1 protein-coding gene is annotated in these 1346 nt (G+C 46.3%); it reads right to left on the reverse strand.

Features of this window, described 5'->3' with window-relative positions:
* The coding region (gene coxB, locus A3750_RS27255; protein ID WP_082873162.1) for a cytochrome c oxidase subunit II at positions 1-1078 on the reverse strand (1078 nt) is incomplete at its 3' end.
* Between the last annotated feature and the right edge of the window lie 268 nt (positions 1079-1346).

The raw sequence follows: 1346 nt of genomic DNA on the forward strand, positions 1-1346 counted from the left end.
CGCCAGTATCATTACCCCAAGCATTTCGCTCATAGGTAATTACCGCAGCAAGATCCACTTCACTAAGCTGAGCGCCGTAAGCCTGCATGGCAGAGCCTGGCACACCATCTACGACCACTTCGATATGCTTATCCAGCAGCTTGGTAGCAATTTCACTACCTGCAAGCGCTGGAAACGCTGGAGGAATGCCTTGACCGTTCGCCTGATGGCACGCAGCGCAGTTAGTCGCATAGACCTTTTCACCGCGCTCCATTTGCTCCTCTAGGGTAAAGGTTAGCTTGGCGAGTTCGGCAGCGGCTTTCGCCTCTTCCTGCTTCTTCACGAGCCATTCGTCGTATTCAGCTTGCTCTACAGCGCGCACAACAACCGGCATAAAGCCGTGATCCTTACCGCACAGTTCGGTACATTGCCCACGGTAAACACCAGGTTCATTGATGCGCGTCCAGCTTTCATTAATGAAACCAGGGATAGCATCTTTCTTTACTGCGAAATCAGGAATCCACCAGGAGTGGATCACGTCGTTTGCTGTAATCAAAAAACGAATCTTTTTACCCACTGGCACAACAAGCTCGTTATCGACTTCTAGGAGATAGTTTTCGTTTTTCTCTTTGGCGTTATAGATCTCTTCTTTTGGGGTCGATAGATTACTAAAGAAGTCGACGCCTTCACCCAGATACTCATAGCGCCACTTCCATTGATAGCCGGTGATTTTGATATCAACATCAGCATCAGAAGTGTCGTACATTTCAATTAAGGTTTTCGTGGCGGGAATCGCCATGACAATAAGGATGATCGCTGGCACGATGGTCCAGATAATCTCGATGGTGGTGTTCTCATGAAAATTTGAGGCTACCGCACCTTTGCTCTTACGGTGCTTAAAAATCGAATAGAACATCACCCCAAAAACCAAGACGCCTATCACAACACATATCCAGAAAATGGTCATGTGTAGGTCATAGACCGAGTGACTAACATCAGTCACCCCTCGAGGCATATTCAATCCATATTCTGCGCTAACATCCGCTGCATAAATTGCAGACAGCAGCAGACTCAGCACCATAACTAGGCGTGATCGCATTACGGGTCTCCACAGATTATTATTTTTGTTCCTGTGAGGCTTCCTACTACTGATTACTGCTTAAAAGAAGCTCAAGTAACAGTGACTTTATTTTTCTTGTGCCTAGTGAGTATAGCGATGAATTTTTTAGGTACGCAATGCTTTTTTTGGCTTTTTTATAACCAGCGCAGATTTTATTCAACTGCACCAAAATAGGTCGGCTAGCTAAACTAGTGGATAGACTTTGGATCGAGAATTTTCACAGCCGCAACATCGTCTTCAGCGCCGG

This window comes from Oleiphilus sp. HI0079 (assembly GCF_001635105.1).